Annotated in this window: 19 protein-coding genes; 12 read left to right on the top strand and 7 right to left on the bottom strand. The window is 73.5% G+C overall.

Translation table 11 applies throughout. The features are described from left to right. Positions 1–59 precede the first annotated feature (59 nt). Positions 60–812 carry a phosphotransferase family protein gene (locus LQ51_RS21180; protein ID WP_046568313.1) on the bottom strand — a complete coding sequence of 251 codons (753 nt, stop codon included), beginning with the start codon at positions 810–812 and terminating at the stop codon, positions 60–62. A 168-nt stretch (positions 813–980) separates the two neighbouring features. Here LQ51_RS21180 and LQ51_RS21175 point away from each other — a divergent pair, with 168 nt between their 5' ends. Continuing rightward, positions 981–1,886, top strand: a complete 906-nt coding sequence (locus tag LQ51_RS21175) for a hypothetical protein (RefSeq protein WP_046568311.1) — start codon at positions 981–983, stop codon at positions 1,884–1,886. A 16-nt stretch (positions 1,887–1,902) separates the two neighbouring features. Here LQ51_RS21175 and mraY read toward each other — a convergent pair whose 3' ends face one another. From mraY to LQ51_RS21155, 4 genes are all read right to left on the bottom strand, one after another. Then, the gene (mraY, locus tag LQ51_RS21170) at positions 1,903–3,006 is read right to left on the bottom strand and encodes a phospho-N-acetylmuramoyl-pentapeptide-transferase (RefSeq protein WP_046568309.1); all 1,104 of its coding nucleotides are present in this window, start codon (positions 3,004–3,006) and stop codon (positions 1,903–1,905) included. Between the two features lie 171 nt (positions 3,007–3,177). After that, on the bottom strand, positions 3,178–3,345 hold the full coding sequence (locus tag LQ51_RS21165; protein ID WP_156313191.1) for a hypothetical protein: 168 nt from the start codon (positions 3,343–3,345) through the stop codon (positions 3,178–3,180). Positions 3,346–3,440: 95 nt separating this feature from the next. Beyond that, the gene (locus LQ51_RS21160; protein WP_052745021.1) at positions 3,441–3,932 is read right to left on the bottom strand and encodes a carboxymuconolactone decarboxylase family protein; all 492 of its coding nucleotides are present in this window, start codon (positions 3,930–3,932) and stop codon (positions 3,441–3,443) included. Between the two features lie 63 nt (positions 3,933–3,995). Next, positions 3,996–5,399, bottom strand: a complete 1,404-nt coding sequence (locus LQ51_RS21155; protein ID WP_046568305.1) for a MocR-like pyridoxine biosynthesis transcription factor PdxR — start codon at positions 5,397–5,399, stop codon at positions 3,996–3,998. Between the two features lie 183 nt (positions 5,400–5,582). Between LQ51_RS21155 and LQ51_RS21150 the strand changes: the two genes are divergently transcribed. From LQ51_RS21150 to LQ51_RS21105, 10 genes are all read left to right on the top strand, one after another. Next, on the top strand, positions 5,583–6,302 hold the full coding sequence (locus tag LQ51_RS21150; RefSeq protein WP_046568303.1) for a DinB family protein: 720 nt from the start codon (positions 5,583–5,585) through the stop codon (positions 6,300–6,302). Between the two features lie 468 nt (positions 6,303–6,770). Next, positions 6,771–6,860 carry a K(+)-transporting ATPase subunit F gene (kdpF, locus tag LQ51_RS21145; RefSeq protein ID WP_046568301.1) on the top strand — a complete coding sequence of 30 codons (90 nt, stop codon included), beginning with the start codon at positions 6,771–6,773 and terminating at the stop codon, positions 6,858–6,860. Beyond that, complete coding sequence (kdpA, locus tag LQ51_RS21140) at positions 6,860–8,515, top strand: potassium-transporting ATPase subunit KdpA (protein WP_046568299.1); 1,656 nt, start codon at positions 6,860–6,862, stop codon at positions 8,513–8,515. Before kdpF ends, kdpA begins: the two co-directional genes overlap by 1 nt. A 20-nt stretch (positions 8,516–8,535) precedes the next feature. Beyond that, entirely contained in the window at positions 8,536–10,725 is a 2,190-nt protein-coding gene (gene kdpB / locus LQ51_RS21135; RefSeq protein WP_046568298.1) for a potassium-transporting ATPase subunit KdpB, read from the top strand. Further along, positions 10,725–11,606 (top strand): potassium-transporting ATPase subunit C, encoded by an 882-nt coding sequence (locus LQ51_RS21130; RefSeq protein ID WP_046568293.1) that lies wholly within the window; start codon positions 10,725–10,727, stop codon positions 11,604–11,606. Before kdpB ends, LQ51_RS21130 begins: the two co-directional genes overlap by 1 nt. A gap of 122 nt (positions 11,607–11,728) precedes the next feature. Further along, positions 11,729–14,281 carry a sensor histidine kinase gene (locus LQ51_RS21125; protein WP_046568290.1) on the top strand — a complete coding sequence of 851 codons (2,553 nt, stop codon included), beginning with the start codon at positions 11,729–11,731 and terminating at the stop codon, positions 14,279–14,281. Next, positions 14,278–14,976, top strand: coding sequence for a response regulator (locus LQ51_RS21120; RefSeq protein ID WP_046568287.1), 699 nt, complete (start codon positions 14,278–14,280; stop codon positions 14,974–14,976). The genes LQ51_RS21125 and LQ51_RS21120 overlap by 4 nt, the downstream gene beginning before the upstream one ends. 85 nt (positions 14,977–15,061) lie before the next feature. After that, positions 15,062–15,856 carry an ABC transporter ATP-binding protein gene (locus LQ51_RS21115; protein WP_231605820.1) on the top strand — a complete coding sequence of 265 codons (795 nt, stop codon included), beginning with the start codon at positions 15,062–15,064 and terminating at the stop codon, positions 15,854–15,856. Beyond that, on the top strand, positions 15,853–16,614 hold the full coding sequence (locus LQ51_RS21110; protein ID WP_046568284.1) for an ABC transporter permease: 762 nt from the start codon (positions 15,853–15,855) through the stop codon (positions 16,612–16,614). The genes LQ51_RS21115 and LQ51_RS21110 overlap by 4 nt, the downstream gene beginning before the upstream one ends. Before the next feature lie 33 nt (positions 16,615–16,647). Continuing rightward, positions 16,648–17,439, top strand: coding sequence for a MerR family transcriptional regulator (locus LQ51_RS21105; protein ID WP_046568282.1), 792 nt, complete (start codon positions 16,648–16,650; stop codon positions 17,437–17,439). Here LQ51_RS21105 and LQ51_RS21100 read toward each other — a convergent pair. Together LQ51_RS21100 and LQ51_RS21095 are read right to left on the bottom strand one after the other, a co-directional pair. Next, entirely contained in the window at positions 17,436–18,662 is a 1,227-nt protein-coding gene (locus LQ51_RS21100) for an MFS transporter (RefSeq protein WP_046568281.1), read from the bottom strand. The two genes, LQ51_RS21105 and LQ51_RS21100, sit on opposite strands and share 4 nt — an antisense overlap. A 113-nt stretch (positions 18,663–18,775) precedes the next feature. Continuing rightward, positions 18,776–21,049 carry a hypothetical protein gene (locus tag LQ51_RS21095; protein ID WP_046568369.1) on the bottom strand — a complete coding sequence of 758 codons (2,274 nt, stop codon included), beginning with the start codon at positions 21,047–21,049 and terminating at the stop codon, positions 18,776–18,778. 226 nt (positions 21,050–21,275) lie between these two features. Here LQ51_RS21095 and LQ51_RS21085 point away from each other — a divergent pair, with 226 nt between their 5' ends. Beyond that, positions 21,276–22,922 carry a glycoside hydrolase family 10-like protein gene (locus LQ51_RS21085; protein ID WP_046568280.1) on the top strand — a complete coding sequence of 549 codons (1,647 nt, stop codon included), beginning with the start codon at positions 21,276–21,278 and terminating at the stop codon, positions 22,920–22,922.

Below are 22,922 nucleotides of genomic sequence, written 5' to 3'. Positions count from 1 at the left end.
GCGGGCCCACACCTGGAGCGCGGGAACCGGCTACGCCAGCAGTTCCCGGCTTCGCGCCGTCAGTTCCTCGATCCGCCCCCGGACCCACTCCTGCCGGGTCGGGTCGGGCGCGTAGGAGAAGAAGATGACGCCGAGCATGAGTACGGTGTCCAGCCGGACCAGGGCTCCAGCGCCGGCTCCAGCACGGGCAGCGCGGCCCGACCCCGGTATCCCGCGAGGACGTCGCGCTCCCGCAGGCCGTTCTCCGGCAACTGGGCGTACTCCGACAGCCGCGCCAACTCCGCCCCGGGATGGCCCACCATGGCGCAGGTCCAGTCCACCCACCCGGTGATCCGCCCGTGCTCCGTCAACAGGTTGTCCGCCCGCAGGTCCAGGTGCAGCAGGACCGCCGCCCGTCCGACGGGCGCCAGCGCGGCGGTGGCCCGCTCGACCGAGGGCGCCTCCGGCAGGTCGGGCAGGTACGCCCGCAGCTGCTCCCAACGGCGGCTCAACCGTCGCCCGATCGCCTCGGCCACGGGGTAGCCGTCGTGGTCGACCGGCGCCAACCTCGGCGGGACGGGCGTGTCGTGCAGGCGCGCGAGCAGCTCACCGACCTGTCCGCCGTCCAGCCCCGCCGGTTCACCGGGCAGGAAGCGGGACACCAGGACCGGGCCCGCCGCGGTCTCCACCAGTTCCAGCGGCTCCGCCACCGGGAAGCCCCGCGGGTGCAGGTGTGCGCAGATGCGCCACTCCTGCCGCAGCGAGCGGGTCGCGCTGAACGGCTTGCGGCCGGGGAACCGGTAGACGTGATAGCGCGGCACCCGGACGGCCACCGGCCCGGTTGATCGTCACCGGCCGCCCGCCCGGGGCGGCCCAGGCGTCCACCGCGCACCGGAAGCCCTGCGCACCCGCCGCTGAACGTCCGCCCGTCCGGTCACGATACGGAGGCCGGGCGGGAGGTTGATCCCACGACTCGCTTCGGTTGTTGATAGAACCGCTGGATGGAGCAACTGACCGACCCCCTTGCCGGGCTGAACGAGATCCCCTGGGAGTCGCTGCACCACGCGTACGGGCCGGCCGTCGACGTACCGGAGCAGTTGCGGGCGCTGCGCTCGGCGGAGGTCCCGGTCCGGCACGGCGCGCTGTCCGCCCTGTTCGGCAACGTCTACCACCAGGGCACGCGGTGGGGGGCCAGCTGCCACGTGGTGCCGTTCCTGGTAGCGCTCATCGACGACCCGGACACCCCGGACCGGGCGGCGGTGGCCGACCTGCTGCGCTCGGTGGTGGTCGGTGACCGGCGCGACGACGAGTTGCCGTTCGATCCGCGGCGGACCTTCGCCGCCGCCGAGGGGGTCACCGACGAGCAGGTGGCGCTGGTGGAGCGGCACCTGGAGGCCGAAGACCTGTTCGAGCACGAGGAGGCCGCGGAAGTGGCCGACGGCGTGGCGGTCCGCTGGGAGGCCGACGCCTTCCATGCCGGAGCCCGGCACACCGACCGGTACCTCCGCTGGCTCACCGATCCGGACCCGCGGCTGGCCGCGTACGCCGCCGAACTGCTCGCCTGGTTCACGCCCGACGACGCGGCGCTGGCCGGGCTTGTCGCGGTGCCGGACAGCGAGGCGGGCGCCGCCGCCCGGGCCAGCGCCAACCTGACCCTCGGCCACTGTCCGGTCAGCTCGGCGCGGATCGACGCCTGCCTCTACGAGCTGCTCTCCGCGCCCGCCGCGATCGTCCGGGTCACGGCCGCGGTGGGGCTGGCCTACCGGCTCGGCGAGGAACTACCCGACCTGGCCCTTGACGTGCTCACCGAGGCCCGGACCTCGGACTTCGATGCCGACGTACCGGGCTGGGACCGGTCGGTCCGCGGGTTCGTGGCCGGCGCGTTGCACCGGCTCGGTCTCGCCTGACCGGCCGGTGCGGCTGCTATCCGACGGCCGCCAGGAAATCCGAGTAGAACAGGCCCAGGCCGACCGCCACGCCGACGCCGGCGACGATCCAGAACCGGACCACGATGTTGACCTCGCTCCAGCCGCCCAACTCGAAGTGGTGGTGCAACGGCACCATCCGGAAGACCCGCCTACCGGTGGTCCGGTACGAGACGATCTGGATCACCCAGGTCGTCGTGATGATGACGAAGAGCCCGCCGATCAGGATGGAAAGCAGCGTGGTGCGGGTCGCCACGGCGAGCCCGCCAATCAGGCCACCGAGCCCCAGCGAGCCCACGTCACCCATGAAGATCCGCGCCGGGGAGGCGTTCCACCACAGGAAGCCCACGCAGGCGCCGGCGGCCGCCGCCGCGATCATGGCGATCTCCAGGGGATCCCGGACCTGGTAGCAGTAGTCGTTCACCCGGGCGTACGCGTCGTCGGCGCACCAGTGCCGGTACTGCCAGAAGCCGATCAGCGCGTACGCGCCGAACACCAGGATCGAGGCGCCGGTGGCCAGACCGTCGAGGCCGTCGGTGAGGTTCACGCCGTTCGACATCGCCATGATCACGAAGACGAAGCCCATGACCGCACCGACCTTGCCGACGTCCAGCCAGCTGATGTCGCGGATGAGCGAGATGTGCTCGCTGGCCACGGTCTGGCCGTTGGTGCTCGGCACGTAGAGCGCGGCGACGGCGAACCCGCCGCCGACGATCGCCTGGCCGAGCAGCTTGCCCCGGGCGGAGAGTCCGTCGGAGTTGCGCCGGCGCACCTTGAGGAAGTCGTCGAAGAAGCCCACCGCGCCGCAGAAGACGAACAGCCCGAGCAGCACCAGGGCCGTCATGGTCGGCCCCTCCTGCGCGATCTGCCGTTCGGGCAGGGTGCTCAGGGCGAGATGCCCGGCGACGTAGGCGAAGACGGTCGCCACGATGAAGACGACACCGCCCATCGTGGGCGTGCCTGTCTTGCCCTGGTTGCTGGCGAGCCCGATGGATCGGATCGGCTGGCCGGCCTTGAGCGCGGTGAAGACGCGGACCGCCACCGGCGTGGCGACCAGCGAGATGAGGAACGCGACCGCGGCCGCGACGATGACCGCCCTCACCGGCCGACCTCCACCGGATCCGCGTGTCTCGGGGCGCCCCCGGCCGGCTTCCCGACCAGCGCCCGACCCGTCGTCCTGAGCGGGCCGCGCGGATGGTCCGCAGCGAAGTCATCGATCACGAGACAGGAGCTTGCCATCCGACGGCGAGTTGAGCAGCCCTGCGGCGCGCCGTCACCGGCCGTCCGGCGCCGAGCGCGATGGGCCACCCGGCGCACCCGGCCACCCGCGTCCATCTCGCTGAACGCCGGGAGCGACCGGACGGATCAGCGCCAGCGTGACCAGGAGGTCCAGCGCGGCGGCGGTGCCGACCACCAGCACCGCCGCGTCCAGGTGATTCATGTGCGCCTCCGTGGCATGGAACGGGACCGCGGGCTCGGCTGACGCCATCCCGGCGGACCCGGGGGTCCCGGTCGTACCGCTGGTTCGGGCCCCCGTCAGTCGTGCCGGCGGATGGCGGTCGGCCAGCAGCGGGTGGTCACCCCGATCGTGTTCCAGGTGTTGATCGCGATGACCAGGGTGAGGAGCGCCGCGGCGCCCTCCTCCCCGTACGCCTTGGCGAGGGCTTCGATGGTCGACGCCGGCACCTTCGTGCTGGCGAGCAGGGTGACGTCCTCGGCGAAGTGGAGGGCGGCCCGCTCGGCGGCGGTGAACAGGTTGGAGTCGGACCAGATGGCGACGGCGTCCACCCGTTGCGGCGTGACGCCGGCCCGGCGGGCGGCGCGGGCGTGCATGTCGACGCAGTAGGCGCAGCCGTTGAGCTGGGACGCGCGCAGCCGCACCAGCTCGCGCAGCGCCGGGTCGATGCCGGCCCGGTCGAGCTCGGCCGTGGCGGCCTCGTCGAGGTCGTTCACGGCGCGGGCGAAGGCGGGCACGAGAGCGTCGAAATCGAGACGCGCCGGGATCGGTACGTAGTCAGTCGCTGTCATGCCCAGCACGCTAGGGCTCGATCGCACCAGGTTGCTGGGGCAATCCGGCGACTGAGTCCTGGGTCAATCTGCTGGCGGTCGGGCACCGCCCCGGATGCTCGCCACCAGCAGTTCGAGCGCCGTCTCGTACTGTCCCGGGGTCGGGCCGCCGTACCCGATCACCAGGGCCGGCCCGGCCGGCTTCCGCTCCGGTCCGAAGTGGAAGGAGCCCAGGCCCTCCAGCCACAGCCCGCGCGCGGCGGCTTCCTGCTCCACCATCTCCTCGGTCCTCCCGGCGGGCAGCGTGAGCAGGCATTGGAGGCCGGCAGCGAGACCGGTCACCTCGCAACCGGGAAGCTGATCCGCGACCACCTCCTCCAGCCGCCGGCGACGCGACCGGTAGGTGGCGCGCAGCCGCCGCACGGTGCGGTCGTAGTCGTGTGCCTCGACGAACCTGGCGAGCGCCAGTTGGTGCAGCGCCGCCGGCTGCCCCCCGGAGAGCGCCCGCTGCTCCAGCACGTCGGGCAGCAGCCAGCTGGGCAGCACTCCCCACGCCAGGCCGACGGCCGGCGCCACCGCCTTGCTGGCGGTGCCCAGGTACGCGACCCGCTCGGGCGCCAGGGACTGGAGCGCGCCGATCGCCCGCCGGTCGTAGCGGAACTCGCCGTCGTAGTCGTCCTCGATGACGACGGCGTCGTGCCGCTCCGCCCAGCCGACGAGCCAGCGGCGCCGGTCGGCGGCCAGCGGCACGCCGACCGGGAACTGGTGGGCGGGCGTGAGCAGCACCGCCGACACGTCGAGCTGCGCCAGGAGCTGGACGTCGGCGCCGTCGTCGTCGACCGGCAGCGGTACGGGCGTCATGCCGGTCCCGGCGATCAGCCGGCGGTGGGTGTCGTGGCCGTACTCCTCCACGGCGATCCGGGTCGCGCCACGCTGGCGCAGGGCCCGGCACAGCAGCACGAGCAGCTCCCCGAAGCCCTGGCCGACCATGACCCGTTCCCGCTCGACCGCGACGCCCCGGGTGCGGGCCAGGTACGACGTCAGCGCGGCGCGCAGCCGCGTGGTGCCGGCCGGGTCGGGGTAGCCGAGCTCGGCGGTGGTGACGTCCAGGGCCGCCTGGCGTGCCGCGGACGCCCACTCCCGGCGGGCGAACCCGGCGGTGTCCGGTATCCCGCCCCGCAGGTCGACCCAGCGCCGCCGGACCGTCCGTTGGCGCAGCCCCGCCTGGACGTACGACGGGGTCTGGCCGGAGACCCAGGTGCCCGCGCCGACCCGCGATTCGAGCCAGCCCTCGGCGGCGAGCTGCGCGTACACGTCGGCCACCGTGTTGCGGCTGATGCCGAGGTCGGCGGCGAGCGTCCGGGCCGCGGGCAACCGGGTGTCCGGGCCGAGCCGGCCGTCGAGGATGGCGGCGCGCAGCGCCGCCTCCAACGACCGCCCGGGCCGGACGGGTGACAGGTCGAGGTGCAGGTCCAGGCCGAGGCTCACCAGGAGATCGTAGATTGCCCCAGTTCACGACCGAGGAACAGGCACAGCGAGCTGGGTCGATCACCGCGTCCGGGTCGACGCCGGCGGCACCGGCCGTCGGCGTCCGAGCGTTCCTGTCGGACCCGCCGGCTAGCATCGCCGCGATCGCCGACGGACGCGATCGCGGACCGGAGGGAGAGCGCCGTGGCCCAGGGCGACAGCACGAGCTTCGTGGACCGGGACCTACAGGGCGCGCGCTTCCGCAGCTCGACCCTGGCCGGCGCGGTGATGCGCGGCGTCGACGTGCGCGGGCTCGACATCGACGCGCCCTGGCTGACGGACGGTCCGCTGGTGGTCAACTCCGTCGACGTCGTACCGCTCGTCGAGGCCGAACTCAACCGGCGGTTTCCGGGACGGGAGCTGCGGCACGCCCCGGATCCCGAGGGCCTGCGCACGGCGTGGGCAAAGCTCGAACACGCCTGGGCGGCCGTGGTCGAGCGGGCCGTGGCCATGCCCGAGGGCGCCGTCGACGTCTCGGTCGACGGCGAGTGGTCATTCGCGCAGACCCTGCGCCACCTCGCGTTCGCCACCGACGCCTGGCTCGGCAAGGCGATCCTGCGCCGGCCGCAGCCCTTCCATCCGCTCGGGCAGCCGCACGCCGAGTACGAGACGGACGGCTTCGACATGTCCGTCTTCGCCACCGCGCAGCCGAGCTTCGCCGAGGTGCTCGAGCTGCGGGCCGGGCGGCAGGCCATGGTCCGGGACTTCCTCCGCGACGTCACGCCGGAACTGCTCGCCGAGCCCCGGCCGACCGCCTGGTCGCCGGAGCACGAGGAGCCGGTCCGGCACTGCCTTTACGTGATCTTCGACGAGGAGTGGGAGCACCTCCGCTACGCCGTGCGCGACCTCGACGCCCAGGCATAGGGTCCCACCTTCCGCACCTCGCCCGGCCAGTCCGACCCACACCCGGCCGGGCGCCTCGACCTGCCCCGGCGGGCCCGACCGGCGCCCCGACCGGCCCGCCCGCCTCCGGCGGACCCACCCGTACCGGCGCCGGGCCTGCCCGGGATCATCGAGGTGGCTCATGTCGGGCATCCGCCCGGGCCGACGCCCTGCCGCGCCGCTCGCCCGCACCGCCGGTGACCCGTTTCACGTGCTCGACGGGCCGGCGTCAAAACCGCGTCAAGAATCCGCCGGCCGGCGTGATGGTTGCGTTAACGCCCCTGTCCGGCCGGTCGCCCCGGGGCTTTGATTGCCCGGCGCGGCCGGTTGGCGGCCGTGACGAACTCATTGCCGGTAAGGGGAGTCAGCCGTGTCTGACGTGGTGTTCGTGGTCTTGACGGTGGCGCTGTTCGCAGCGCTCGCCGTGGTGGTGCGGGCGGTGGAGAAGCGGTGAACGCCGTCAACGCCGTGGGCCTGGTGCTGGCGGTCGGCCTCGGTGTGTTCCTGGTCGCCGCCCTGCTGTTCCCGGAGCGCTTCTGATGACCACGACAACAGCCGGCGTCATCTTCGTCCTGTCGCTGATCGGGGCCCTGGTCGCGGTCCACAGGCCGTTCGGCGACCACCTGTTCCGCGCGGTGTCGGGCACCCGGCCGTCCCGGCTGGAGCGGGGCCTATACCGCCTGGTCGGGGTCAACCCGGTCGCCGAGCAGTCCTGGGGCGTGTACGCCCGCAGCGTGCTGGCCTTCTCCGCCGTCTCGATCCTGTTCCTCTACGCCTTCCAGCGGGTGCAGCAGCACCTGTGGTTGTCGCTGGGCTTGCCCGCGGTGCCGCCGCACGGCGCGTGGAACACCGCGGTCTCGTTCGTGACCAACACCAACTGGCAGTCGTACTCCGGTGAGTCGACCATGGGCCACCTGGTGCAGATGGCCGGCCTCGCGGTGCAGAACTTCGTCTCCGCCGCCGTCGGTATCGCGGTCGCGGTGGCGCTGGTCCGCGGTTTCGCCCGCAGTCGCACCGGCGAGCTGGGCAACTTCTGGGTCGACCTGACCCGCATCGTCCTGCGGATCCTGCTGCCGGTCGCGGTGCTGGGCGGGCTGGCCCTGATGATCGGCGGTGCGGTGCAGAACCTGTCCGGCGGCACCGAGGTGAGCACGCTGACCGGCGGCACGCAGACGATCACCGGCGGCCCGGTGGCCAGCCAGGAGGTCATCAAGGAGCTGGGCACCAACGGCGGTGGCTTCTACAACGTCAACAGCGCCCATCCGTTCGAGAACCCCACCTCGTGGACGAACTGGCTGGAGATCTTCCTGATCCTGGTGATCCCGTTCAGCCTGCCCCGGGTCTTCGGTCGGATGGTCGGGCAGAACCGGCAGGGGTACGCAATCGCGGCCGTGATGGCCATCCTCGCGCTGGCCAGCGTCGCCCTCACCAACGTCTTCGAGCTGGCCGGGCACGGCACGGTGCCGCAGGCGGTCGGCGCCGCGATGGAGGGCAAGGAGGTGCGCTTCGACGTGTCCAACTCGGCGACCTTCGCCGCGGCCACGACGCTCACCTCCACCGGCGCGGTGAACTCGTTCCACGACTCGTTCACCTCGCTCGGCGGCATGATGACCATGCTCAACATGATGCTCGGCGAGGTCGCGCCCGGCGGCGTCGGCTCCGGCCTCTACGGCCTGCTGATCCTGGCGGTGATCACCGTCTTCGTGGCCGGTCTGATGGTCGGCCGCACCCCGGAGTACCTGGGCAAGAAGATCGGCTCCCGCGAGATCAGGTTCGCCTCGCTGTACTTCCTGATCACCCCGGCGCTGGTCCTGGTCGGCACGGCGGCGGCGTTCGCCAGCGGCAACAACTCGACAGCGCTCAACGTCGGCCCGCACGGTCTGTCCGAGGTGCTCTACGCGTTCACCTCGGCGAGCAACAACAACGGCTCCGCCTTCGCCGGCATCACCGTGAACACCACCTGGTGGGACACCGCGCTGGGGTTGTGCATGCTGCTCGGCCGGTTCCTCCCGATCATCTTCGTTCTTGCCCTGGCCGGGTCGCTGGCCCGCCAGGCGCCCGCGCCCGCCTCGGAGGGCACCCTGCCGACCCACCGGCCGCTCTTCGTCGGCATGGTCGTCGGCGTCACGGTGGTCCTCGTGGCGCTGACCTTCCTGCCCGCCCTCGCGCTCGGCCCGCTGGCCGAAGGGCTGTGACCACCATGAGAGAGAAGGACATGACCCCGTCCACGCCGGCACCGCACGGCACCGCCGACGCGGCGACCGCCGGCACGCCGGCCACCCAGGGCGACCGGGCCGGTGGTGGCCTGCTCGACCCCCGGCAGTTGGTCCGCTCCCTGCCGGACGCGCTGCGCAAGCTCGACCCGCGCACCCTCTGGCGCAACCCGGTGATGCTGATCGTCGAGATCGGCGCCGCCTTCACCGCCGTCCTCGCCATCGCCGACCCGTCGGTGTTCGCGATCGTGATCGGGATCTGGCTCTGGCTGACCGTGCTCTTCGCCAACCTCGCCGAGGCGGTCGCCGAGGGCCGGGGCAAGGCGCAGGCGGCCACCCTGCGGCAGGCCAAGAAGGACACCGTCGCCACCCGGCTGGTCGGCTGGACGCCCGGCGCCGCCCCGAACGCCTACCGGGACGAGGCCGTCCCGGCGCCGCAGCTGCGCCCCGGCGACATCGTGCTGGTCGAGGCCGGGACCATCATCCCCGGTGACGGCGACGTGGTGGAGGGGATCGCCAGCGTCGACGAGTCGGCCATCACCGGCGAGTCCGCCCCGGTGATCCGGGAGTCCGGCGGCGACCGCAGCGCGGTCACCGGCGGCACCCGCGTCCTCTCCGACCGGATCATCGTACGGATCACGCAGAAGCCGGGCGAAAGCTTCATCGACCGCATGATCGCCCTGGTCGAGGGGGCGAACCGGCAGAAGACCCCGAACGAGATCGCGCTGAACATCCTGCTCGCCGCGCTCACGATCATCTTCCTGCTCGCGGTGGTCTCGCTGCAGCCGCTGGCGATCTTCTCGAAGGGCTACCAGGCCGCCGCGCCGGACTCCGGGGCGATCACCGGCACCGGGGTCACCGGGGTGGTGCTGGTCGCGCTCCTGGTCTGCCTCATCCCCACCACCATCGGGGCGCTGCTGTCGGCGATCGGCATCGCCGGCATGGACCGGCTCGTGCAGCGCAACGTCCTGGCGATGAGCGGCCGCGCGGTCGAGGCGGCGGGCGACGTCACCACGCTGCTGCTCGACAAGACCGGCACCATCACCCTGGGCAACCGGCAGGCCGCCGAGTTCCTGCCGGTGGCGGCGGTCACCGCCGCCGAGGTGGCCGACGCCGCACAGTTGTCCAGCCTCGCCGACGAGACGCCCGAGGGCCGCTCGGTGGTGGTGCTGGCCAAGAACGAGTTCGGCCTGCGGGAGCGGGAGCCGGGCCTGATCCCGCACGCCACGTTCGTGCCGTTCACCGCGCAGACCCGGATGAGCGGCGTCGACCTCACCCCCGCTGCCGGCCCGGCCCGCCGGGTCCGCAAGGGTGCCGCGGCGGCGGTGATGACGTGGGTACGCGACAACGGCGGGCATCCCACCGCCCAGGTCGGGGAGATCGTGGACGCGATCAGCGGCACCGGCGGCACGCCACTCGTGGTGGCCGAGCACGTCGCGGGCCAGCCGGCCCGCGCGCTCGGGGTCATCCACCTCAAGGACGTGGTGAAGGCCGGGATGCGGGAGCGGTTCGACGAGATGCGCCGGATGGGCATCCGCACCGTGATGATCACCGGCGACAACCCGCGTACCGCGAAGGCCATCGCCGACGAGGCCGGCGTGGACGACTTCCTCGCCGAGGCCACGCCGGAGGACAAGCTCGCCCTGATCAAGAAGGAGCAGGAGGGCGGCCGGCTGGTCGCCATGACCGGCGACGGCACCAACGACGCGCCGGCGCTCGCCCAGGCCGACGTGGGCGTGGCCATGAACACCGGCACGTCGGCCGCGAAGGAGGCCGGCAACATGGTCGACCTCGACTCCGACCCCACCAAGCTCATCGAGATCGTGGAGATCGGCAAGCAGTTGCTGATCACCCGGGGCGCGTTGACGACGTTCAGCATCGCCAACGACATCGCGAAGTACTTCGCGATCATCCCGGCCATGTTCGCCGGCCTCTACCCGAGTCTGGACACGCTGAACGTCATGCGGCTGGCCAGCCCCGAGTCGGCGATCCTCAGCGCGGTGATCTTCAACGCGCTGGTCATCGTGGCGCTGATCCCGCTGGCCCTGCGGGGCGTGCGGTACCGGCCGGCAGCCGCCGCGACGCTGCTCAGCCACAACCTGCTGATCTACGGCCTCGGTGGCATCATCGTGCCGTTCCTCGGCATCAAGCTCATCGACCTGCTCATCCAGTTCATTCCGGGGATCTCGTGATGCGCCTACCCACCTGGCTCGCCCACCACCTCGCCGCCCTGCGCGCGCTGCTGGTCTTCACCGTCCTGCTCGGCCTGGCGTACCCGCTCGCCCTGGTCGCCGTCGGCCGGCTCCCCGGCCTGGCCAACCGGGCCGACGGGTCGCTCGTCCGCGCCGGAGGCACGCCGGTCGGCAGCGCGCTGATCGGCCAGGCGTTCACCGACGCCGACGGCCACCCCGTCCCGCGCTACTTCCAGTCCCGCCCCTCGGCGGCCGGGGACGGCTATGACCCCACCGCCACAGCCGCCAGCAACCTCGGCCCGGAAAGCGTCGTCGACACCATCGCCACCGACCCGGCGCAGTCGACGCCGAGCCTGCTCACCCAGGTCTGCGCGCGCAGCAGGGCCGTCGGTGAGCTCGACGGGGTCGACGGGCGGCGCCCGTACTGCACGGCGGACGGCGTCGGCGCGGTGCTCGCGGTGTTCCGCGCCGACGGGCTCACCGGCCGGATCACCCGGGTGGTCAGCGTCAACCAGGCCGCCCCGGCCACGCCGTTCCTGAGCACCTACCGGGGCGTGCCGGTGGTGCCGGCGGAGCCGGGCGTCGACTACGTGGCCGCCGGCGGGATCGTCACCCCGATCCGCGGCGACGCCCCCGCCGAGCCGGCGGTACCCGCCGATGCAGTCACCGCCAGCGGCAGCGGCCTCGACCCGCACATCAGCCCGGCGTACGCCGAGATCCAGGTGGCCCGGGTGGCGCGGGAGCGGGGCGCGGACCCGACGGCGATCCGTCGCCTGGTCGAGCAGCACACCTCGGGCCGGTCGCTGGGCTTCCTGGGCGAGCCGGCGGTCAACGTGCTGGCCCTCAACCTCGCCCTCGACGAGCGGTTCCCCGCCCGCTGACCCCCGTGCCCGGGTCGGGCCGGCCGTCGTGCCGGCCCGGCCCGGCGGGCGGGTCGCCGCCGGGTGAGGCGGTGTGCCGGACCGCCTCGCCAGTGGCCCCGTGACCAGGAAGGATCGGCTGCGTGTCCCGCGGAGAACTGCGCATCTATCTGGGCGCCGCCCCGGGCGTGGGCAAGACCTACGCCATGCTGGAGGAGGCACAGCGCCGCGCCGAGCGCGGCACCGACGTGGTGATCGGGCTGGTCGAGACGCACGGCCGCCCGCACACCGCGGCCATGATCGGCGACCTGGAGCAGGTGCCCCGCCGCACGATCACCTACCGGGGCGCCGAGTTCACCGAGCTGGACCTCGACGCGCTGCTCGCCCGCCGCCCCGAGGTCGCGGTGGTCGACGAGCTGGCGCACACCAACGTGCCAGGTTGCCGGCACGACAAGCGCTGGCGCGACGTGCAGGAACTCCTCGACGCCGGGATTAGCGTGCTGTCGACAGTCAACGTCCAGCACCTCGAGTCGATCAACGACGTGGTCGCCCAGATCACCGGCACCACCCAGCGGGAGACCGTGCCCGACGAGGTCGTACGCGCCGCCGAGCAGGTGGAACTGGTCGACATGACCCCGGAGGCGCTGCGGCGGCGGATGGCGCACGGCAACATCTACCGCCCCGACAAGATCGACGCGGCGCTGGGCAACTACTTCCGGGTCGGCAACCTCACCGCGCTGCGCGAGTTGGCGCTGCTCTGGCTGGCCGACAAGGTCGACGAGCAGCTCGACCGGTACCGGGCCCAGCAGGGCATCTCCGCCACCTGGGAGGCCCGGGAGCGGGTCGTCGTGGCGCTCACCGGCGGCCCCGAGGGCGAAACCCTCGTCCGCCGGGCGGCCCGGATCGCCGCCCGCAGCAAGGGCGCCGACCTGCTCGCCGTGCACGTGGCCCGCAGCGACGGCCTGGCCGGCGCCGACCCCGCCCAGCTCGCCCGCCAGCGGGTCCTCACCGAGAGCCTGGGCGGCACCTACCACCAGGTGCTCGGCACCGACATCCCGGCCGCGCTGCTGGAGTTCGCCCGCGGCGTGAACGCCACCCAGCTCGTACTGGGCGCCAGCCGGCGCGGTCGCTTCGCCCAGGTGTTCTCCCGCGGCGTCGGGGTCACCACCACGGCGCTGTCCGGCGCCATCGACGTACACCTGGTCACCCATCCCCAGGCGGGCCGGGGCCGGCGGGCGGCCGGGGTGCCGGCGGCGCTGTCGCGCCGGCGCCGGCTGCTCGGGTTCGCGCTCGCCGGGCTGGGCCTGCCGCTGCTCACGTCGCTGCTGCAGGTCCTGCCGGACCTCACGCTGACCAACGACATCCTGCTCTTCCTCGCCGGCGTGGTGGGGGTGGCACTGGTCGGTGGCCGGTGGCCCGCGCTGGTCGCCGCGCTCGGCGGCTCCCTGCTGCTCAACTGGTTCTTCGCCCCGCCGTACCACACCCTGACCATCGCCGAGGCGGACAACCTGCTCGCCCTCGGCGTCTTCGTCGGCGTGGCCGTCGCGGTGAGCTGGGTGGTCGACGTGGCCGCCCGGCGTACCCGCGAGGCGGCACGGGCGTCCGCCGACGCGCAGACCCTCGCCACCGTGGCCGGCGGCGTGCTCCGCGGGGAACGGCCGCTGCCCGCGCTGCTGGACCAGCTCCGGGAGACCTTCGGGCTGCGCGCGGTCAGCGTGCTCGAGCTGACCGCCGGGGCCGAGGGCCGCCCCACCCGGGCTCGCGAGGAGAGCGCGTGGCGGGTGGTGGCCGGCGTCGGCGACGCGCCACCCGGCAGCCCCAGCGCGGGCGAGACCGCCGTACCGGTGGACGACCGGCTCACTGTCGTGCTGTCCGGGCGGCGGCTGGAGGCCGCCGACCGCCGGGTGGTCGAGGCGTTCGCCGCGCAGGCCGCCCTCGCGCTGCGCCAGGAACGCCTCGCCGAGGAGGCGGCCACCGCCCGGCCGCTGGCCGAGGCCGACCGGATGCGCACCGCACTGCTCGCCGCGGTCAGCCACGACCTGCGTACGCCGCTGGCCTCCGCCAAGGCCGCGGTGTCCAGCCTGCGCAGCCCCGACATCGACTTCGATTCCGACGACCAGGCAGAACTGCTGGCCACCGCCGACGAGTCCCTCGACCGGCTCGGCCGCCTCGTCGCGAACCTGCTCGACATGAGCCGGCTCCAGGCCGGGGCGCTCGGCGTCACCGCCGTGCCCGTCGGCATGGAGGACGTCGTGCCCCGCGCCCTGGACGAGCTGGGCCCGCCCGCCACCGACGTCACCACCGACATCCCGGCCGACCTGCCCGCCGCGCACGCCGACCCGGGCCTGGTCGAGCGGGTCCTGGTCAACATCGTCGCCAACGCGCTGCGCCACAGCCCACCCGACCGGCCGCCCACCATCACCGCCAGCGCGCACGCCGGGCAGGTCGAGCTGCGGGTCATCGACACCGGCCCCGGCATCCCCGAGGACCAGTGGGAGCACGTCTTCCTGCCGTTCCAGCGGCTCGGCGACCGGGACAACACCACCGGCGTCGGCCTCGGACTGGCGCTGTCCCGCGGCCTCGCCGAGGCGATGGGTGGCAGCATCACCCCCGAGACCACCCCCGGCGGCGGCCTCACCATGGTGCTCCGACTGCCCGCTGCCGCACCGACGAGCGCGGAAGGGCCGCCGGAATGATCCGCATCCTGGTCGTCGACGACGAACCGCAGATCCTGCGCGCCCTGCGGATCAACCTGCGCGCCCGCGGCTACGACGTCCAGGTCGCCGACACCGGCACGGCGGCGCTCAGGGCCGCCGCCAGCCATCCGCCGGACCTGGTGGTGCTCGACCTGGGCCTGCCCGACATCGACGGCGTCGACGTCATCAGCGGCCTGCGCGGGTGGACCACCGTGCCGATCATCGTGCTCTCCGGCCGGGCCGGCAGCGAGGACAAGGTGGCCGCCCTCGACGCCGGCGCCGACGACTACGTCACCAAGCCCTTCGGCGTCGACGAACTGCTCGCCCGCATCCGCGCGGTCACCCGCCGGCTGACCGCGACACCGGCCGACGGCACCGGGGCCGCTGCGACGCCCACCGCCCGGGTGGGTCGGCACACGATCAACCTCGCCGACCGCACCGTCACCCGCGACGACGGCGTCGAGGTGCGACTCACCCCCACCCAGTGGGCGATGCTCGACAAGCTGCTGCGCCACCCCGGCAAGCTGATCAGCCAGCGGCAGCTCCTGCACGACGTGTGGGGCCCGGAATACCAGCAGGAGACGAACTACCTGCGCCAGTACATGGCCCAGCTGCGGCGCAAGCTCGAGGACGACCCCGCCCGCCCCCGACACCTGATCACCGAACCGGGCATGGGCTACCGCTACCGGCCCTGACCGGCCCGACCGGCGGCACCCCGACGAATCCGGCCCGCACCGCGGCTTGACCTTGACGCTACGTCAACCCTCCATGCTGGCTGGCATGAGCGTTCCGGCAACACATCCGGCCCACGAGCCGGCCATCCAGGTACGCGGCCTGGAGAAATCGTTCAAGGATCTGACGGTGCTGCGCGGCGTGGACATCGACGTCGCGCGGGGCAGCATCTTCGCCCTGCTCGGCTCCAACGGGGCGGGCAAGACCACGATGGTGCGGATTCTGTCCACGCTGCTCAAGGCCGACGCGGGGACCGCCCGGGTCGCCGGGTTCGACGTGGCCACCCAGGCCGGCGACGTACGCCGCTCCATCAGTCTCACCGGCCAGTTCGCGGCGGTCGACGCCATCCTCACCGGGCGGGAGAACCTCGTCCTGGTCGCCCGGCTCCGGCACCTCAAGGACCCGGGCCCGATCGCGGACGACCTGCTGCGGCGCTTCTCGCTGGCCGAGGCGGGCGGCCGACGGGTGGCCACCTACTCCGGTGGCATGCGCCGCCGCCTCGACATCGCGATGAGCCTCATCGGCGATCCGCCGGTCATCTTCCTCGACGAGCCGACGACCGGGCTGGACCCGGAGGGGCGCCTCGAGGTGTGGCAGGCCGTCCGGGAACTGGCCGCGGGCGGCACCACGGTGCTGCTCACCACGCAGTACCTCGAGGAGGCGGAGCAGCTCGCCGACCGGATCGCCGTCCTGCACCAGGGCCGGATCATCGTGAACGGCACCCTCGCGGAACTCAAGCAGCTCCTCCCGCCCGCCCGGGTCGAGTACGTCGAAAAGCAGCCGACCCTGGAGGACGTCTTCCTCAGCGTCGTCGGCGCCCGGACCGACAAGGAAAACCGATGACCACGCACTTCCTCGGCGACACCGCCGTCCTGCTGGGCCGTTCGCTGCGCCACATCGCCCGCAGCCCGGACACCATCATCACCACCGCGATCATGCCGATCGCCTTCCTGCTGCTCTTCGTCTACGTCTTCGGCGGCGCGATCCAGACCGGCTCCGACTCGTACGTGAACTACCTGCTGCCCGGAATCCTGATCATGACGGTCGCGTCCGGCATCTCCTACACCGCCTACCGGCTCTTCCTGGACATCCAGGGCGGCATCTTCGACCGCTTCCAGTCCATGCCGATCGCCCGCTCGTCCCTGCTGTGGGCGCACGTGCTGACCTCGCTGGTGGCCAACCTGATCTCGCTCGTGGTCGTCGTCGGCGTCGCTCTCGTCATGGGTTTCCGCACCGGGGCGAGCGTGCTGGGGTGGCTCGCGGTGGCCGGCGTGATGGTCCTGTTCACCCTGGCGCTGACCTGGCTCGCCGTGATCCCCGGGCTGACCGCGAAGTCCCTCGACGGGGCGAGCGCCTTCGGTTACCCGCTCATCTTCCTGCCGTTCGTCAGTTCGGCCTTCGTACCCACCGAGTCCATGCCCGGCCCGGTGCGCGCGTTCGCCGAGCACCAGCCGGTCACCGCGATCGTCAACGGGATCCGGGCGCTCTTCGCCCAGCAGCCGGTCGGCGCCGACATCTGGACCGCCCTGGCCTGGTGCGCCGGCATCCTGGTCGTCGGCTACACGCTCGCCGTGCTCGCCTATCGGCGCAAAATTTCCTGACCGGCCCGGACGAGTGAGGGCAGGATCTACCGCATGCTGACGATCGGGCAACTGGCCTCGTACGCCGGGGTCACCGTGCGCGCGGTGCGGCACTACCACCAGATCGGGCTGCTGCCCGAGCCGGAACGGGACTCCTCGGGCTACCGGCGGTACGGCGCGACGGCGGTCGTGTCCCTCATCAAGATCCGCACCCTCGCCGACGCCGGCGTGCCGCTGGCGCAGATCAGCCGGATGCTCGAGGCCGACGCGGCCACCTTCGCCGAGGCGGTGCGGCGGATCGACCGGCAGCTGCGCGACGAGATCGACCGGTTGCAGGCCAGCCGCACGCAGATCGCGCAGCTCACCGCCGGGAACGGCCTGGCGCTGCCCCCGGAGGTGGCCGCGTACCTCGACCGGCTCCGGGAGGTCGGGGCGTCGAAGCGGATGGTGGCGGCCGAACGGGACGGGTGGATCCTGGTCGCGGCACGCCGGCCCGACCGGGTCGTCGAGTGGATGCCGGTGAAGCTGGCGCAGCTCGAGGACCCGCAGGTGGTCCGGCTCTACCGGGTACTGTCCGAGATCTTCGACAGCGACACGACCCAGGAGGATCTGTTGGTGGAGGCGGCCGACATCATGGTCGCCCTGGCCGAGCAGGCGTACCGCTCGGGGGACATGGTCGCCGAGGAGGAGCCGCTGGACGACCTGCCGGACCTGCTGGACGCGCTGGCCGCCGAGCACGACCCACGCACGGATCGGCTGCGGGCGCTGATGCGCGAGCGCGGCTGGTCGGGGTGGAACCGGATGGAACGGCTGCCGGAGCCGCCCGACCGGCCGCCCGTGTCCTAGGGTTGTGCCGCCTCGCTCGGCAGCGCCGCCGCCCGGACCCGGCCGATCAACGCCACGATCACCAGCGCCAGCACCGCCACCACCACGAACGCGGTGCGCAGGTCCAGCGCACCGGCGAGCAGCCCGATCACCGGCGCCGCGAGCAACGCCCCCGGCCACTGGCCCATCGCCACCACGGAGACCCCCTCGCCGGAGGTCAGGCCGGGCTGGTCGCCGGCGAAGCCGAGCACCGTCGGCGTCACGCAGGCCAGGCCGAAGCCGAGCAGCCCGAAGCCGGCCATGACCGCGGCCGGCTGGGGGTACGCCACCGGCAGCGCCACACCGACGGTGGCGACCAGCGCGGACAGCCGGACGAAGCGGACCCGCCCGACCCGACCGGCCAGCCGGTCACCGACCAGCCGGGCGACGGTGGCGGCCAGCGACAGGCAGGTGTAGGTGGCGGCGGCCAGCACCGCGGCGGCACCGGCGACCTCGGTGGCGTACAGCGCGCTCCACTGCGCGCCGGCCATCTCGACGAACGAGGCGAGGAACGCGATCGCCGCGAGCAGCAGCAGTTGCGGGGTGAACCGGTCCCGCAGCCGGCGGCGGGCCTCCCCGTCCTTCGTCTCCTGCCGGGGCGTGTCCGGCAGCCAGCGGTGGGTGCCGACCAGCAACGCTCCCAGCAGGACGCTGGTGATCGCCATCTGCGCCGACGGGGACAGCCCGACCGCGGCGGCCGCCGTGCCGCAGAGGCCGCCGATCAGCATGCCGATGCTGAACCCGGCGTGGAACGTGGACAGGATCGGTCGCCCGTAGCGCTTCTGCACCTCGACCGACTGGGCGTTCATCGGGGTGGCCAGCAGGTTGGCCGCGAAGCCCCACACGGCGAGCCCGGCGATCAGCGCCACCATGGTGCTGGACGCGGCCAGCAGCGGCGCGTTGACCAGGATCAGCGCCGCACCGGCCAACGCCAGCCGGCGGGTGTTGATCCGGCTGATCAGCACCGCGACCACGACCAGGGAGACCAGCTCCCCCGCGTTGGTGGCGATGTTGGCCAGTCCCCAGCCGGTGTTGCCGACGCCGACCGCGTGCCGGACGTCCGGCACGCGGGCGGACCAGCCGCCGATGGCCAGGCCCATGATGACGAAGAGCAGCAGCACCGAGCGGCGGGCCCGCACGGCCGACCGGGGCACCGGCGGGGCGGGCGGCTCCCCCGTCTGCTGCTGCGTCGAGGTGTCGGTCATGGTCGTCGTCCCCCTCCGTCGGCCTCTGCGTCCCCTACCCGCTCGCGTGGCCGGGAAAGCACGCGCAGCGCAGCGACCGACGGACAGCGCATCACCTTCGGCGGCGCCGAACCTCAGCCCCGAGGCCCCGGGGCGAGCAGCCAGTGCTCCGTCGTGGACCAACCGAGCAGCCGCCGGCCGACGCCGGCCCGGCCGTCCGCGTCGAACGTGCCACCACTGATGACGTGCGCGAGGCCGGCGACCGCCGGCGCTGCCCGGGCCCGCACGAAATCGGGCTGGGTGGACAGTTGCTGCTCGGCGAAGGCCGGGAAGGCCGTCTGCTCCTTCCCTGCGGACAGCGACAGGAAGAACAGCATCTGCCGCCACGCGTACGCGATGTTCTTGACGGTCCCCAGTGGACGAGGGTTGTGCCGGAGGCGCTCGGTCAACCGCAGCACGGTGTCCAGGCAGCGTTCCGCGAGGTCCGCCGCGGGCAGGTCGACACCCAGCTCGACGATGGTGGCCAGGTTGTGGGTGGTCAGGATCTGCGCCTGCTCGATGATCATCCCGTTGGCGGCGACGCTCGACCACAGCCGCTTGCCGGAGGTGCCGGCCCGACCACGGCACAGCCGGTCGAAGGCGTCCGAGGTCCGGGGCCGCCCGATCAGCCGGCTGCCGGCGTCGTCGATCGCGGCGATGGCCGGGTAGTCGATGTCGTAGTACCGCGCGTACGGGCTGTCCGCGAGCCACCCGCCGGCGAGGGTGGCCGCCTGGAGGAACTTCGCCGAGAACGTGCCCATGAAGATGTCCGCCGCGAGCTCCTCGACCCACGGCAGCTGCCGGTTCGCCTGCTTCGACAGCGCCGCCAGCTCACCGACGAGCGGGTTGGGCAGCACCGTGGCCGGGAACCCGCGGACCGCCGCGGAGGCCAGCCGGACCAGGGTGCGCGTCGCCCGGTCGCGGGTGTCGCTGGTATCCAACCGGGCGGAAGCGACCGCCCGGACCCAGGGCAGCTCGGCCAGGCGTACCTGATGCTCCAGGTTCAGCAGCAACAGGGAGCGGCGATCCCGGAAGGCGCGGTAGGTGGCGTCCATCAGGACGCGCAGGGCCGGGTCCGGGTATGCCGAGGCCGCGGTCGCCGCCGCGAGCCGCGGGGTGAGCCGGGCCAGCTCCTCCGCCGAGGCGATGACGCCACGGTCGATCAGCTGCTCCAGGGTGCCGGCGGCGGCACGCGACACCATCCGCGCGACCGGGTGGGGCACCGGCCAGCCCGCCACCGCACCCGCCGACCGGGCCTCGCCGGCGTCGACCGGGCGCAGCACGGTCTCGACGTCGGCGATGCCGGTGTCCTGCGGCAGGGCGGCCAGCCGGACGGCGACCAGCCGCGCGAGCTGATGGTGGCGGGGCAGCGCCGCCTCGCGGGCCTGCTGCTCGCGGCGCGCCGCGTGCTCGGGACTGCCCGGGCGGCCGCGCTTGCGCAGCATCGCGTCGACGACGCTTTGCACCAGGCCACGCTCGCGCGGCGTCAGCTCCGCGCCGGCCACGCGCCGCTCCAGCGCGCTCCGCAGCACGCCGATGTTGCTCTTCCGGTTGCGATGCTTGCCGCAGCGCGGATGCTCGGCGGCGAGGCGCCGGTAGCGGGCCAGCAGCTGTCCGGCCCGCGGCAGCCAGCCGTCCGGCGTGACCGCGCCGACCCGGTCACCGTCGCGGGTCTCGCACCACAGCGCCAGCAGGTCGTCGGCGAAGGGATTCCACACCGTCAGCGCCTCACGCATCGTCTCGATCCGCGCGTTCGGCTGCCGCTGCTCCAGGGACCGGCGCACCTCGCCGGCCGTCTGCCGGTAGACCACGTCCGGGTCGCCGGCGTGCTGGTCGGCCGGGGCCGGCGTGAACCGCAGCCGGTCGGCGAACGGCGCGATCTCGTCCAGCACGGCCAGGGCGCCGTCGCGGTCGCCGGCACGCAGCAGCCACGCCACCGCCGGCAGCGCCGCCTCCTCCGCGTACGCCACCCGGTAGCGGCCGCTGTCGAGCAACGCGCTCAGCTCGGCCAGGCCCGCGTCGGTCAACCAGGACCAGAACAGCGCCCGGCGCTCGGCCGGCAGGCCCAGCCGCCGCGCCTGGTCGGCCTCGTCGGGGCGCAGCGGGCCGCCCGCCGCCGGCTCCCCGGTCGCGAACCCGCCGTGCAGCACCTCCGGCGTCACCCAGGCGGGCAGGCCCTTGACGGGGGTACGCGAACCGATGTCCAGCCGTCCCGCGGCCATGCCGGCCACCACCTGCCGCCAGCGCCCGATCCGCAGCTCCGCCCGCTGCCGGGTGGCCGGGTCCTCGTGCGTCCCGGCGGTCGTCAGGGCGCGCCCCAGCTGAGCCAGCGGAAAGCCGCCGCCGGCCCGGATGTCGTTGTCGCTCATGCCGGCGTGGCGGGCCCCGCCCCCGCGCCCTCCGGGACCCGAGCCCGGTGCTCTCCTCGCTGAGCTACACGCCGATGCCGCGACACTCTACGCAGACCGCCGCCGCACCCGCACCCGAGATCCGCGGCGGCGATCAGGCTGGGGACTCGTCCCGCGCTGCTCCCCCACGCCGCCGCCGGCCAGGACCGGTTGTGCCCGCGCCGGCCGTACTGGGCAGACTAGGGCGATGTCCGCCGTCGATCCGCCCGTCCGTCCCGTCCGCCGTCGCCGCGTCCGGGCGTGGCTCGCCGTGGTCGCGGCGCTCGCCCTGGTGGCCGGGGTCGGCGCCTGGTCGGTGCGGGACCTGGCCGCCCGCGATGGCGGGCCGCCCGCCTCCCGCGACGCGGCCGCCCTCGCCGCCGGCGGTACTGACTGCGCCGGCCGGCCGGCCCGGGCGACCCGTGAGGTACGCGGGATGTGGATCACGACGGTGAACAACATCGACTGGCCGAGCCGGCGCGGGCTGCCGGCGGAGCAGGCGCGGGCGGAGTTCCGCGGCTGGCTGGACCTGGCGGTGCGGCAGCACCACAACGCGGTGTTCGTGCACGTGCGACCCAGCGGGGACGCGCTGTGGCCGTCGGCGTACGCGCCGTGGTCGGAGTGGCTGACCGGCCGCCGGGACGGCCGCGACCCGGGCTGGGACCCGATGGAGTTCATGGTCGCCGAGGCACACGCCCGGAACCTGGAGTTCCACGCCTGGTTCAACCCGTACCGGGGCGGGCAGCCGGCCACCGTGGGCGGCCCCGGCCCTCGGCTCGACCGGCTCGCGCCGAACCATCCGCTGCGCCGGCACCCGGAGTGGGTGGTCACGTACCCCAGCGCCGACCGGCCCGGCAGCCGCCTCTACTTCAACCCGGGGGTGCCGGAGGCGCGCCGGTTCGTGGAGGACGCGATGCTGGAGGCGGTCCAGCGGTACGACGTCGACGGGGTGCACTTCGACGACTTCTTCTACCCGTACCCGGAGCAGGGGCAGGACTTCCCGGACAACGCGGCGTTCGCCCGGTACGGCGGGCGGTTCACCGACAAACACGCCTGGCGCCGGGACAACGTCAACACGTTGGTCCGGGAGATGAGCGAGCGGATCAAGGCGATGAAGCCGTGGGTGAAGTTCGGCATCAGCCCGTTCGGCATCTGGCGCAACCAGCGCACCGACCCGGCCGGCTCGGCCAGCCGGGGCCTGCAGAGCTACGACGACATCTACGCCGACACCCGGCTCTGGGTACGCCAGCGGTGGCTGGACTACATCGTGCCGCAGCTCTACTGGCACATCGGCTTCGACCGGGCCGACTACGCGAAGCTGCTGCCCTGGTGGGCGGCGACGGTCAAGGGCACCGGTGTGCAGCTCTGGATCGGCCAGGCCGACTACCGGGTGGGCGAGCGCGGCGCGTGGCGCGACCCGGCCGAACTGGACCGCCAGCTCGCCCTCAACCGGCGGTACGGGGTGAGCGGCAGCGTGCACTTCAGCGCCCGGCAGGTACGCGCGGACAAGCTCGGCGCGGTCACCCGCTACCGCCGGGCGCACTACGCCGAACCGGCGCTGCTGCCCCCGATGGCCCGGCTGCCGTCTGCCCCGCCGGAGGCGCCGGCGCTCACCGGCGCCCGGCGTACCGCCGGCGGCGTGGAGCTGAGCTGGCGCGGGGGCGGCGCGACGAGCTTCGCCGTGTACCGGGTGGACGGCGACGCCGCCCGGCTCGTCGGCACCACCCGGGGGGCCGGCTGGACCGACCCTGCCGCGCCCCGTGACCGCCCGCTGACCTACTGCGTGTCCGGGGTGGACCGCAGCGGCAACCCGGGTGGACTGAGCGCGCCGCGGTCGGTGCCCGCCGGCGGATAG

Source organism: Micromonospora sp. HK10, from assembly GCF_000982955.1.
Classification (GTDB): Bacteria; Actinomycetota; Actinomycetes; order Mycobacteriales; family Micromonosporaceae; genus Micromonospora.
The sequence above is the reverse complement of the archived record's forward strand: the minus strand, read 5'-3'. Positions and strand labels throughout refer to the sequence as shown.